An 11,073-nucleotide genomic window follows, 5' to 3' on the forward strand; every position below is an offset into this window, starting at 1 on the left:
CTGCCGAGCCGCTTCCCGAACCTGCTGGTCAACGGCTCGGCGGGCATCGCGGTGGGCATGGCGACGAACATCCCGCCGCACAACCTGCGTGAGGTCGCAGCGGGCGTGCAGTGGCACCTGGAGCACCCGGACGCGAGCCGCGAGGAGCTGCTCGAGGCGCTCATGCAGCGCATCAAGGGCCCGGACTTCCCGACGGCGGCGACGATCCTGGGCCGCAAGGGCATCGAGGAGGCGTACCGGACGGGCCGCGGCTCGATCACGATGCGCGCGGTCGTCGAGGTCGAGGAGATCCAGGGCCGGATCTGCCTGGTCGTGACGGAGCTGCCGTACCAGGTGAACCCGGACGCGCTGGCCAAGAAGATCGCGGACCTGGTGCGCGAGAACCGCGTCGGCGGGATCGCGGACATCCGCGACGAGACGTCGGGCCGCACGGGTCAGCGCCTGGTGATCGTGCTCAAGCGTGACGCGGTCGCGAAGGTCGTGCTCAACAACCTGTACAAGCACACGCAGCTGCAGGACACGTTCGGCGCGAACATGCTGGCGCTCGTCGACGGCGTGCCCCGCACGCTCAGCATCGACGCGTTCGTGCGGCACTGGGTGACGCACCAGATCGACGTCATCCGCCGGCGCACCGCGTACCGCCTGCGCAAGGCGGAGGAGCAGATCCACATCTACCGCGGCTACCTCAAGGCGCTCGACGCGCTCGACGAGGTCATCGCGCTGATCCGCCGCTCCCCCGACGCCGACGAGGCCCGCACGGGCCTGATGGAGCTGCTGGACGTCGACGAGGTCCAGGCGAACGCGATCCTCAACCTGCAGCTGCGCCGCCTGGCCGCGCTGCAGCGCCAGGAGATCCTGGACCGCTACGCCGTCCTCGAGGCGGAGATCGCGGAGTACAACGCGATCCTCGCCTCGGAGCAGCGCCAGCGCGACATCGTCTCGACCGAGCTCGCGGAGATCGTCGACAAGTACGGCGACGAGCGCCGCACGCAGATCCTGCCGTTCGACGGCGAGGTCTCCGTGGAGGACCTCATCGCCGAGGAGGAGATGGTCGTCACCATCACGCGCGGCGGGTACGCCAAGCGCACGCGCAGCGACAGCTACCGGGCGCAGCGCCGCGGCGGCAAGGGCGTGCGCGGCGCGCAGCTGCGCGAGGACGACATCGTCGACCACTTCTTCGTCACGACGACGCACCACTGGCTGCTGTTCTTCACGAACCTCGGCCGCGTGTACCGCGCCAAGGCCTACGAGCTGCCGGAGGGCGGCCGGGACGCGAAGGGCCAGCACGTCGCGAACCTGCTGGCGTTCCAGCCCGACGAGAAGATCGCCCAGGTCCTCGCGCTGCGCGACTACGAGCAGGCCGAGTACCTGGTGCTCGCCACCAAGCGCGGCCTGGTGAAGAAGACCCGCCTGACGGACTACGACTCGAACCGGACCGGCGGTGTCATCGCGATCAACCTGCGTGAGGACGACGAGGGCCGGCCGGACGAGCTCGTCTCGGCACGCCTGGTCGACTCCGACCAGGACATGATCCTGGTCTCGCGCCAGGGCCAGTCGATCCGCTTCACGGCCGACGACGAGCAGCTGCGCCCCATGGGCCGCGCGACGAGCGGCGTCACGGGCATGAAGTTCCGCGGCGACGACGAGCTGCTGGCCGCGGACGTCGTCCGGGAGGACGCGTTCCTGTTCACGGTGACGGAGGGCGGCATCGCCAAGCGCACCGCGCTGTCGGTCGACAACTACCGTCAGCAGGGCCGCAACGGCTTCGGCATCCGGGTCGCGAACCTGCCCGAGCAGAACGGCGACCTCGTCGGCGCGCTCGTCGTCGACGCGAACGACGAGGTCCTGGTCATCATGGAGCGCGGCAAGGTGGTGCGTTCCGCGGTCGCGGAGGTGCACGCCACGGGCCGCACGACGCAGGGCGTCATCTTCGCGAAGCCCGACTCGGGTGACCGGATCATCGCGGTCGCACGCAACACCGAGCGCCAGGAGCAGGACGATGCCGGTACCGTGGTCGGCGAGAGCGACGCGTCCGGCGTCGCCACCGACCCTGACCCGGCGGCTGACGCGAGCGCGAGCGACGCGCCCGAGACGCCCACGGAGGACGCATGACGGACCCCGCTCCCCCCTCGATCCCGCCCCGCAACCGTCCCGGCCAGGCGTCGTCGTCGGCGCGTACGGTGGCGTCGCCCGGCGGCCGGGACTCGAGCGGGAACGGGCCGTCGAACGGCACGGCGGTCCGGCCGGACCCCGTGCCCTCTCCCCCGCGGGACGACGAGCACGCGGCACCGGACCACGCCGGCCCGGACCGTGCCACGCCGGATCCCGTGCGCGCCGAGCAGACGACCGCGGCGACGACGAGCGCGAGCTCGTCGAGCACGTCGCCGCAGGACCCGCCCACCCCGCTCATGGCGGCCGTGGACAAGACCTCCGCCTGGCTCAAGAAGGCGGCCGGCGCCACCAGCGCCAAGATCTCCACGGCTACCCGGCCCCGGAACGAGGACCTCGCCATGACGACCACCCCCACGGCGCCGCCGGCGTCCGCGGGCGCGACCGGCACCAACCCGCCGTCGGTCCCGCCGCGCACGTCCACCACCGCCCCCTCGTCGGGCACGGGTGCGCGCCCGGCGACCGGCCGGATCCCGACGGTCGCGGCCGCGGGCGGCCCGCGCCGCGTGCGGCTCGCGATCTCCCGGATCGACCCGTGGTCGGTCATGAAGCTGTCGTTCCTGCTGTCCGTGGCGTTCGGCATCCTGCTCGTCGTCGCCGTCGCGGTCGTCTGGTACACGCTCAACGGCCTGCACGTGTTCACGAACATCAACGACCTGGTCACCCAGGTCACGGGCACCGAGTCCAACGTCGACGTGCTGCAGTACGTCGAGTTCAAGCGCGTGATCTCCGGCGCGACGCTCGTGGCCGTGGTCGACGTGTTCCTGCTGACCGCGCTCGCCACGATCGGCGCGTTCCTCTACAACATCGTCGCGGCGCTCGTCGGCGGGCTGCACGTGACCATGACGGACGAGTGACCCACGAGGCGCTCCAGCGCACCGCCGCCGGTTTGGGCGGCGGGGCCGCGCTGGGGTAGTCTCATCCGGCGCGCTGCGCTTGCGACGTGCGACGGGCCTATAGCTCAGACGGTTAGAGCGCTTCCCTGATAAGGAAGAGGTCACAGGTTCAAGTCCTGTTAGGCCCACTCCCGACCACGTGGGGGACCCGATGAAGAAGCTCCTGCTCCTGGCGGCCCTGGCCGCCGTCGGCTACGTCGTGTACCAGAAGGTCGCCCAGGACCGCGACGAGCGGGACCTGTGGTCGGAGGTCACCGACACGTTCGAGTGACCGACCCCTCGGCCCCTGGCCGAGCCGGGGGCCATGGCGCAATTGGTAGCGCACCTGCTTTGCAAGCAGGGGGTTAGGGGTTCGAGTCCCCTTGGCTCCACCCCTGAGCTCCACCGGGTCACGAGCGCCCACACCTCCGCCGACTGCGCACGCTCCGACCCGAGTGCGTACGCAGAACATGCGCACTCGGTCTGGAACGTGCGCACTGGGCGGAGATCGGTCTGTCGCGGACGAGGGCCCCCGGCCGGGTGCGGTCGGGGGCCCTCGTCGTGCGGGGTCAGTCCGCCCACTCCACGAACGTCCAGGACGCCTGGTCGTCGACCGTGTCGACCGCTCCCGCGTACGTCGCCCAGACGGACGGGGTGTCGGTGGAGCGCAGCACGTCGGCGGCGACGTCGTAGTACAGGAGCGTGTCGTAGTGCGGCACCGCCTCGTCGTCGGACAGGTCCGCCGGCCACGCCACGTGGTCGGCGTCGGCGACGGGCTGCTCCCCGAGCACGGCGCCGGGGGTCGAGATGCGGCCCAGCACGGGCTCGTCGAGGTCGAGGACGTACGCGGAGCCCTCGTGGGTGAAGGCGAGGAAGCCGTCGCCCAGGGCGGGCGTGAGACCGCCGTTCGCGACGAGCGGCCGCAGGCGACCGTCCTCCAGGAGCGCGGTGACGAGCCCCTTCGTCTCCGGGTCGACCATGTTCACGACGAGGCGGCCGAACCCACCGGCGGCGAGCGTGGCACCGACGGCCTCGACCCTGATCTCTCCGGTGCCGTCGAGCGCGCGGGAGACCACCATGGTGTCGGACTCGTCCGGGCTGTACGCGGGCCACGGCTCCAGGTCGGGTCGGAGGGTCGACCAGTAGACCCGGCCGTCGAGGATCGCGACCGTCTGGTCGGGGACGGTGGTGTCGACCGCGGGGTCGAGGAAGAACTCCTCGGAGCGTGCGACGAGGTGCAGGTCGCGGCCGTCCTCGCGCGCCGCGAACACGCGCCACTCGCCGCTCCATGCCTCGTGGCCGGTGCTCTCGTGCCAGGCGACCCAGCCGTCCGCCACGGTGAACCGACCGACCGAACGCACCTCGTCCTCGACCACCGCGGAGCGGTCCCAGGTGCGGAAGGTCGACCCGTCCCACGTGCCCACGTCGCTGGGCGGGTACAGGATCTCGTCGTCGACGTCCTGAAGGCGCGACGCGACGTACCGGCCCTCGGTGGAGGTTGCGGCGACGTTCTGCGGGGACCCGTCGAACCCGGGCACCTGGGTGCGGAGGTCGTCGGGACCGGCGGCGACGGGACCGGACGCGGCGCGTCCGACCGCCTCGAGCACGGACCCGTCGGGGCCGTAGACCTGCAGGCCTGTTCCCGCCTGGGCCAGGATCGACGCCGGGTCGGCCGTCGGGATGGTCCGGGCACCCGGGTCCGGTGCGGTGGTGGGCTCCGGCGGCGTCGGTGTGGTGGTGGGCGCGGGGGTCGGGGTCACGGTCTCGTGCGGGGTGCCGGTCTGCGCGGGGTTCGGCTGCGGGTCGTCGGCGCCGCCGAGGGCGTACGCGCCGACGGCGACGAGGCCGACGGCTGCCGCGGACGAGACGGACGTCGCCGCGGTCCGCACGACGCGGCGCCGGCGCGTGCGGCGGTGCACGTCGGTCAGCAGGTCCTCGAGGCTCAGCACCCGGGTCAGGTCGGCCTCGTCGGCGTCCAGCGCCTGGTTCACCAGGGCGTCCAGCTCACGCATCGTGCACCTCCGTCATCCGCACGACGACGTGCTCGTCGTCGCTCGCCGTGGTCCCGAGCAGCGCGTTGAGCGCCGCGAGGCCGTCGGCCGTGTACCGCTTGACCGCTCCTTCGCTGAGGCCGAGGGCCTCGGCGGTCGAGCGCAGGGACAGGTCCTCCACGTGACGCAGGACCACGCAGGCGCGCTCGCGCGCCGGGAGGGTGGCGAGCGCGTCGACGAGCTCGCGTGCGACGCCCGTGGGCTCGAGCTCGACCGGGCGGGCCGGGCGTGATCCGACGGTCCGCAGCGCGCGCCGCTCCGAGTCGCGACGCCGGACGGTGTCGATGTACCGGGAGGCGACGGCTCGTCGTACATACGCCTCGGCCTCGGCGACCGTCGTGAACCGGGCACGTCCCGAGAACGTCGCGACGAGCGCGTCCTGCAGCACGTCCTGCGCGTCCGCGCGGTTGCCGGTCAGCAGCGTCGCGTGTGCGAGCAGCCGTGGGTAGCGCTCACGCACCACCCGGTCGAGCATCTGTTGCCATGCCACGGGTCCTGTCCCCCTTAGTCGGTCCGACCTGTCACGCACAGAACGGAGCCGGGCGGGATTCGGTTGGGCGGACCGGTCGGCGGGGAGGTCAGTCGCCTGCTCGCCGGGCGCGCTCGGTGATCTCGGCCAGGACCCGGTCGGTGTAGACGGGTGCGGGCTCGGGGCGCTCGGGGCCGTGCTCGAGCGTGGTCCACTGCCAGTAGGGCGTGACGGACGCGCGTCGGCCCTCGGTGTGCAGGCGCAGGTCGAGGAGCATCGCGTAGCGGTAGCCGAACCGCTGCTGCAGGGCCAGCGCGGTCTCGATGCCGGGGCCCTCGTGGGCGTCCGACGCCGAGTCGACCGCGACGTGCACGAGCAGGAGGTTGTGCTCGGGACCGAGCATGCCGCGGTGGTGGACGATCAGGTTGGGCACGTGGCCGTCGTACTGCACCGACTGCTCGAGGACCATGCCGGAGCGGTCGTACTCGGAGTCGACGTCCCAGGAGCGGTCGACGGTCTGGCGCAGGTACCAGCCGAGGTGGAACGCGATGGTCCGCTCGCTCGGTCGGCTCGTCCCGGTCGTCGGGGTGAACAGCGTCCACTCCTCGACGAGCGTGTTCGTCAGCGCGATGCGCACACGTGACTGCAGGTCGGCCAGGATCATGGCTGGACGCTACAGGCGTCCGGAGCCGGCGGGCAGGGCCCAAGGGCTCCCACCCGCCGGCTCCGGGACGTGCAGGTCGTCGGGGGGACGACGACGCAGCGGTGCGTGTCCGACGCGGGGGCGTCGGGTCAGAGCAGGGCGCGGCGGCGCCGGCTGCCGGACACGGCGCTGACGAACAGCACCGCGAGGCCGATCTGGAGGGCGAGCTCGATCCAGTCGACGCCGGGGGTCTCCTTGACGCCGATGAGGGAGGCGAGGAACGTGCCGACGAGTGCGGCGACGATCCCGACGAGGATCGTGCCGAGCACGCCGATGCGCTGCCGGCCGCGGGCGAAGAGCCGTCCGAGGACGCCGATGATGGCGCCGATGATGATCGCGCTGATGATGCCGGTGATGGTCATGTCGAACTCCTTGACATCGAGGGGTTCTGGCAGGTAATGGACCATACGGGCGATATGTGCGGTCCGCACGGCGAGAGCGGAGCCGAAAGGGTTCGGCGGGTGTCGGTGCGCGCGGCTACCGTGGCCGACTGTGACCGCACCGAGCTCCCTGTCCCCCGTCATCTCCGCGCGCGGGCTGACCAAGCGGTTCGGGGAGTTCTCGGCCGTCGACGGCATCGACTTCGAGGTCCCGCCGGGGGAGTCCTTCGGGCTGCTCGGGCCGAACGGCGCGGGCAAGTCGACGACGATGCGGATGATCGGGGCGGTGTCGCAGCGCACCGCCGGCGAGCTGCGGGTCGTCGGGCTGGACCCGGACACGCACGGGCCGGAGATCCGCTCGCAGCTGGGCGTGGTGCCGCAGGAGGACAACCTCGACACCGAGCTCAAGGTGCGCGACAACCTCATCGTGTACGGGCGGTACTTCGGCATCCCGCGCGCGGAGTGCGCGCGCCGGGCCGACGAGCTGCTGACGTTCGCGCAGCTCGAGGACAAGGCGAGGGCGCGGGTCGACGACCTGTCGGGCGGCATGAAGCGCCGTCTGACGATCGCGCGCGCGCTCATCAACGAGCCGCGCATCCTCATGCTCGACGAGCCGACGACGGGCCTCGACCCGCAGGCGCGGCACGTGCTGTGGGACCGGCTGTTCCGGCTCAAGGAGCGCGGCACCACGCTCGTGCTGACCACGCACTACATGGACGAGGCCGAGCAGCTGTGCGACCGGCTGATCGTGGTGGACCACGGCCGGATCATGGCCGAGGGCTCACCGTCGGCGCTGATCCGCGAGTACTCGACGCGCGAGGTGGTGGAGCTGCGGTTCGGCTCCGACCGCAACGCGTCGGCTGCCGAGCAGCTCGCGTACCTGGTCGACCGGCACGAGGTACTTCCGGACCGGGTGCTCTTGTACACCGACGACGGTGAGGCTCTCCTCGAGCGCGTCGTGCAGCTCGGCCTGCACCCGACGACGAGCCTGGTGCGGCGGTCCTCGCTCGAGGACGTGTTCCTGCGCCTGACCGGGCGGAGCCTGGTCGAGTGAGCCCGAGCACGAGCGAGACGACGAGCCGCGGCCCGGGCGCGGACGAGATGGTCGACGCCGCGCGGGCCGGTGCGTCGCGGCCGCGCCGGTTCGGCGCGTGGTACATCGCCGAGCACCAGCTCAAGCAGATGCGCTCCTACGGCTGGACCGTGGTGATGACGGGCATCGGCAGCCCGCTGCTCTACCTGCTGGGCATCGGCCTCGGCCTCGCGGCGTTCCTGGACGTGCCGGTCGCGAGCGGCCCGGACGGCCCGATCGACTACCTGTGGTTCGTCGCGCCCGCGCTGCTCGCGACCGCCGCGGTCTCGGTGACGACCGAGGAGTTCACCTACACCGTCATGGGCGGCTTCCGGTGGCGCCGCGTGTTCTGGGGCATGAACGCCTCGCCGGTGTCGCCGCAGCAGATCTGCACGGGCCTGGTCATCGCGGTGACGCTGCGCATGGTGTTCGTCTCGGCCGCCTACTACCTGCTCATCGTCGCGTTCGGCGCGGTGGGGGACCCGCTCGCGGGTGCGCTCATGGTGCCGGTGGGCGTGCTCGCCGGCCTGGCCTTCGGGCTGCCGCTGCTCGCGTTCTCCGCGAGCCTGAAGGAGGACAAGGGCCAGTTCGCGATGGTCCAGCGGTTCGTCTTCACGCCGTTGTTCCTGTTCAGCGGCACGTTCTACCCGCTCGACACGCTCCCGGTCGGCCTGCAGTGGGTCGGGTGGGTCTCGCCCATCTGGCACGCGAGCGAGCTCGGGCGCCTCGCGTCGTACGGCCCGGGGCCGGGCGCGTGGCCGTGGGCCGCGCACGTCGCGGTGCTGCTCGTGCTGGCCACGGTCGGCTGGTTCGTGGCGCGACGCGTGTTCACAGGGAGGTTGCGCGGATGACGACCACCACCGTCCCCACCGACGAGCGGCGGGCCGGCAGCGTGCGCGCGCTGTACGCCGGCAACGTGCGCGCGGTCGTCGAGCGCGCGCTGTCGGCCACGAAGGCGAGCAACTGGACCGTCGTCGTCTCGGGCTTCTTCGAGCCCGTGTTCTACCTGCTCGCGATGGGCTGGGGCCTCGGCTCGTTCATCGGCGACGTCACGCTGGGCACGGGGGAGCAGGTGCCGTACGCGGCGTACATCGCTCCCGCGCTGCTCGCGGTGTCCGCGATGAACGGCGCGATCTACGACTCGACGTGGAACGTCTTCTTCAAGATGCACTTCGGCAAGCTGTACGACGCGATGCTCGCCACGTCGATCGGCCCGCTGGACGTGGCGCTGGGGGAGATCGTGTACGCCCTGCTGCGCGGCGGGGTCTACGCGGTCGGGTTCATGACCGTCATGCAGGTGCTCGGGCTCAACCTGTCGTGGACCGCGGTGCTCGCGATCCCCGCGGTCCTGCTGATCGCGTTCGGCTTCGCGTCGTTGGGCATGGCCGTCACGAGCTACATGAAGACCTTCCAGCAGATGGACTGGATCAACTTCGTGATGCTGCCGATGTTCCTGTTCTCGGCGACGTTCTACCCGCTGTCGGTCTACGCCGAGCCCATCCAGTGGCTCATCAAGGCGCTGCCGCTGTGGCACGCGGTCGAGCTGGTCCGCGGCCTCACCACGGGTGCGCTGCACGTCGGCATGCTCGTGCACGTGGGGTACTTCGCGGCGATGATCGCGGTCGGCGTCGCGTTCACGACGAGCCGGCTGCGCGCGCTGTTCCTGTCCTGACCGGGGGAGGGCCGACCGCTCAGGACGCGCGTCCCAGGAAGTACATCGCGACCACGCCGAGCACCACGGCGGCGACGAGCGGGACCGAGCTCAGCCACAGCCAGCGGTGCTGCGGGGTGCCGTGCTCGGCGAGCCACACGGGGTCCTCGGGGACGCGTGCGGCGCGGACGATGCCGAGCGTCGTCGCACCCAGGAACAGGACGCAGCCGACGACGAGCGCGACAGGCGCCCGCACCGTGGACGCGGCCGCGGTGAGCAGGAGCGTCGGGAGCACGACGAGCAGCACGGCGACGACCATCGCGACGACCAGCGCAGAGACCAGCACAGAGACCAGCAGCCGGCGCGCGCGGGACCGCACCACCGCGCGCAGCACACGCTCACCGTGGCGCAGGAGCAGCGCCGTCGCGCCGGTCGCCAGGAGCGCCGAGCACAGCATCCCCCAGGTCAGCACGGCGTCCTCGCCGCGACCGAGCGCGGACGCGCCCTCGAACAGCACGATCACGCCGACGATCTGCGCCGCGCTCTGCAGGACGTCGACGCCCCGGGCGTCCTGCCCGTCACCGGGCTCCACCGGCAGCGCGAGCGAGCGCGCGTAGTCGACGGGGTCGCCGAAGGCCACCGCGGCGTCCTCACCGGTCGCGACGACGTGCACCTCCACGTCGGACAGCACGCGGGCGATGTCGGTGCCGTCCACGCCGAGCACCCTCAGCTCGACCAGCACGTCCTGGGCCCACTGCGGGTCGACGTGCGGCGCGAGCGCCCGCTCGACCGCGAACCGGCGCGCGCCCCGCGCGTGGTCGGTCCTCGCCAACTCCTCACCCCCCTCGGTGGTGCGTCCCTCTCGCGGGACGCACCACGACCCCAGCCTGGCCGAACCCGCCGTCAGCGGGAAGAGCCCTCGGCCTCGTCGAGCCCGAGGAACGTCCGCAGCGCGGGCACGCCGTGCAGCACGACGTCGGGCCGCTGCTCCGGCCCGCGGGCCGCCCAGACCGCGCGATGCATGACGTAGCGCAGCGACCGCGCGGGCGCGCCCTCGCGCGCGACGAGCGACTCGCCGTTGGCCTCGTAGCCGAGCCTGCGGGTGACGCCGTTCGACGGGCCGTTGTCCGCGAACGCGGACGTCGTCGCACGCTCGGCGTCGAGGCCCTCGAACAGCAGGTGCAGGATCGCCAGCCGCATGCGCGTCCCCACGCCGCGGCCGTGGTGCCGCAGGCCGAGCCACGAGCCGGTCTCGGCCTCGCGCGTGACCGCGAAGTCCTGCGCGTACAGACCCTGGATGCCGAGCACCTCGCCGTCGCGCAGCACCGCGAGCTCGAGCGACCACTTCTCGCGCGAGAACGACCCGCGCAGCCCCCACTGGTGCTGCAGGATCGAGCGCCGCACCTCCTCGGGGGTGCCGCGGGTCCAGGAGCGCGTGAACGGCATCGTCGCGGGGTCGTGGATCCCCTCGCCGCCGAGCGCGGCGAGCCGGGTGAGTAGCTCGTCGTCCAGGTACCGCAGCTCCAGGTCGCCGCACTGCACGCGCACGCCCGCGGGGGGCCACATCTCGACGAGGTCCATCGCCCCACCCAACCGACCCCGGCACCCCGGCGGCAAGAGCATTCTGGCCCGCCCACCTGCGCCCGGACAGGTCGGCGCCGGACACGGCGAGGGCCGGCACCCGTGGTGGGGTGCCGGCCCTC

At 72.2% G+C, this 11,073-nt stretch carries 12 protein-coding genes and 2 tRNA genes; 8 read left to right on the top strand and 6 right to left on the bottom strand.

From position 1 onward, the window contains the following. From CUD01_RS15685 to CUD01_RS15700, 5 genes are all read left to right on the top strand, one after another. A partial coding sequence (locus tag CUD01_RS15685; protein ID WP_141322444.1) for a DNA gyrase subunit A occupies positions 1–2,112 on the top strand: 2,112 nt, incomplete at its 5' end. Continuing rightward, positions 2,109–3,026 carry a DUF3566 domain-containing protein gene (locus tag CUD01_RS15690; RefSeq protein WP_141322445.1) on the top strand — a complete coding sequence of 306 codons (918 nt, stop codon included), beginning with the start codon at positions 2,109–2,111 and terminating at the stop codon, positions 3,024–3,026. The genes CUD01_RS15685 and CUD01_RS15690, both read left to right, overlap by 4 nt. Before the next feature lie 93 nt (positions 3,027–3,119). After that, positions 3,120–3,193, top strand: a tRNA-Ile gene (locus CUD01_RS15695). Positions 3,194–3,216: 23 nt separating this feature from the next. After that, positions 3,217–3,336 carry a DLW-39 family protein gene (locus CUD01_RS16885; RefSeq protein WP_013882073.1) on the top strand — a complete coding sequence of 40 codons (120 nt, stop codon included), beginning with the start codon at positions 3,217–3,219 and terminating at the stop codon, positions 3,334–3,336. A 27-nt stretch (positions 3,337–3,363) separates the two neighbouring features. After that, a tRNA-Ala gene (locus tag CUD01_RS15700) sits at positions 3,364–3,436 on the top strand. 177 nt (positions 3,437–3,613) lie between these two features. Here CUD01_RS15700 and CUD01_RS15705 read toward each other — a convergent pair. The 4 genes from CUD01_RS15705 to CUD01_RS15720 all read right to left on the bottom strand — a co-directional run bounded on the left by CUD01_RS15705 (position 3,614) and on the right by CUD01_RS15720 (position 6,629). Next, positions 3,614–5,056, bottom strand: a complete 1,443-nt coding sequence (locus CUD01_RS15705) for a hypothetical protein (RefSeq protein WP_141322446.1) — start codon at positions 5,054–5,056, stop codon at positions 3,614–3,616. Continuing rightward, positions 5,049–5,585 (bottom strand): sigma-70 family RNA polymerase sigma factor, encoded by a 537-nt coding sequence (locus CUD01_RS15710; protein WP_141322447.1) that lies wholly within the window; start codon positions 5,583–5,585, stop codon positions 5,049–5,051. Before CUD01_RS15710 ends, CUD01_RS15705 begins: the two co-directional genes overlap by 8 nt. An 88-nt stretch (positions 5,586–5,673) precedes the next feature. Beyond that, positions 5,674–6,228, bottom strand: coding sequence for a hypothetical protein (locus tag CUD01_RS15715; RefSeq protein ID WP_141322448.1), 555 nt, complete (start codon positions 6,226–6,228; stop codon positions 5,674–5,676). A 128-nt stretch (positions 6,229–6,356) separates the two neighbouring features. After that, positions 6,357–6,629 (bottom strand): GlsB/YeaQ/YmgE family stress response membrane protein, encoded by a 273-nt coding sequence (locus CUD01_RS15720; RefSeq protein ID WP_094181428.1) that lies wholly within the window; start codon positions 6,627–6,629, stop codon positions 6,357–6,359. Between the two features lie 130 nt (positions 6,630–6,759). Here CUD01_RS15720 and CUD01_RS15725 point away from each other — a divergent pair, with 130 nt between their 5' ends. The 3 genes from CUD01_RS15725 to CUD01_RS15735 are packed head-to-tail and all read left to right on the top strand — an operon-like array spanning position 6,760 to position 9,391. Beyond that, complete coding sequence (locus CUD01_RS15725) at positions 6,760–7,701, top strand: ABC transporter ATP-binding protein (RefSeq protein WP_244937809.1); 942 nt, start codon at positions 6,760–6,762, stop codon at positions 7,699–7,701. Continuing rightward, positions 7,698–8,570, top strand: coding sequence for an ABC transporter permease (locus CUD01_RS15730; protein WP_244937810.1), 873 nt, complete (start codon positions 7,698–7,700; stop codon positions 8,568–8,570). The genes CUD01_RS15725 and CUD01_RS15730 overlap by 4 nt, the downstream gene beginning before the upstream one ends. Then, positions 8,567–9,391: an ABC transporter permease gene (locus CUD01_RS15735; protein ID WP_094181427.1), complete on the top strand. Its 825-nt coding sequence runs from the start codon at positions 8,567–8,569 to the stop codon at positions 9,389–9,391. The genes CUD01_RS15730 and CUD01_RS15735 overlap by 4 nt, the downstream gene beginning before the upstream one ends. Positions 9,392–9,410: 19 nt before the next feature. Here the strand turns inward: CUD01_RS15735 and CUD01_RS15740 are convergent, their stop codons facing one another. After that, positions 9,411–10,202: a hypothetical protein gene (locus tag CUD01_RS15740; protein ID WP_141322449.1), complete on the bottom strand. Its 792-nt coding sequence runs from the start codon at positions 10,200–10,202 to the stop codon at positions 9,411–9,413. 71 nt (positions 10,203–10,273) lie between these two features. Next, entirely contained in the window at positions 10,274–10,951 is a 678-nt protein-coding gene (locus tag CUD01_RS15745) for a GNAT family N-acetyltransferase (RefSeq protein WP_141322450.1), read from the bottom strand. Between the last annotated feature and the right edge of the window lie 122 nt (positions 10,952–11,073).

The sequence above is a fragment of the Cellulomonas uda genome (assembly GCF_006538705.1).
GTDB lineage: Bacteria > Actinomycetota > Actinomycetes > Actinomycetales > Cellulomonadaceae > Cellulomonas > Cellulomonas uda.

Excerpts from the sequence above, each read along its gene's own strand:
- CUD01_RS15690 (WP_141322445.1), top strand. The coding sequence starts at position 2,109 with ATGACGGACCCCGCTCCCCCCTCGATCCCGCCCCGCAACCGTCCCGGC.
- CUD01_RS16885 (WP_013882073.1), top strand. The coding sequence starts at position 3,217 with ATGAAGAAGCTCCTGCTCCTGGCGGCCCTGGCCGCCGTCGGCTACGTC.
- CUD01_RS15705 (WP_141322446.1), bottom strand. The coding sequence starts at position 5,056 with ATGCGTGAGCTGGACGCCCTGGTGAACCAGGCGCTGGACGCCGACGAG.
- CUD01_RS15715 (WP_141322448.1), bottom strand. The coding sequence starts at position 6,228 with ATGATCCTGGCCGACCTGCAGTCACGTGTGCGCATCGCGCTGACGAAC.
- CUD01_RS15720 (WP_094181428.1), bottom strand. The coding sequence starts at position 6,629 with ATGACCATCACCGGCATCATCAGCGCGATCATCATCGGCGCCATCATC.
- CUD01_RS15735 (WP_094181427.1), top strand. The coding sequence starts at position 8,567 with ATGACGACCACCACCGTCCCCACCGACGAGCGGCGGGCCGGCAGCGTG.
- CUD01_RS15745 (WP_141322450.1), bottom strand. The coding sequence starts at position 10,951 with ATGGACCTCGTCGAGATGTGGCCCCCCGCGGGCGTGCGCGTGCAGTGC.